The organism is Burkholderia sp. Bp9142 (assembly GCF_003853415.1).
GTDB lineage: Bacteria > Pseudomonadota > Gammaproteobacteria > Burkholderiales > Burkholderiaceae > Burkholderia.
In genome coordinates this window covers 1-335 of record NZ_QTPP01000122.1, presented here as the reverse complement: position 1 = coordinate 335, position 335 = coordinate 1, and the positions used below count along the sequence as shown (strand labels likewise).

The window sequence follows — 335 nt, the reverse complement described above, 5'->3', positions numbered from 1 at the left end:
CCGCCGCCCGACAGCACGGCTGCATCGGCGTGGCCGCCGATCACGGCGATGCGCGACAGTGCGGACGCCGCCAGCGGTAACTGGTTGCCGTCGTTCTTCAGCAGCACGATCGACTGCTCGGCGGCACCCTGCGCGAACCGGTTCGCGGCCGCGAAATCGATCGTGCCGCCGCCCTTGGCCGGGTCGTCCATCACGCCGACGCGGATCATCACGGCCAGCTTGCGACGCACCATGTCGTCGAGACGCGCGGTCGACACCGAGCCGTTCGCGATCGCCTGCTTGACGGCGGCCGGCGTCAGGTAGACGGAGGGGCCGACGTCCTCTTCCTCGTCGAG

General features: G+C 70.4%; 1 protein-coding gene. It reads right to left on the bottom strand.

Annotation, left to right across the window (positions count from 1 at the left end; genetic code table 11):
• Nucleotides 1-335, bottom strand: a 335-nt coding sequence (locus DIE22_RS37940) for a glycoside hydrolase family 3 C-terminal domain-containing protein (RefSeq protein WP_185640796.1), incomplete at both ends; no start/stop codon positions are given.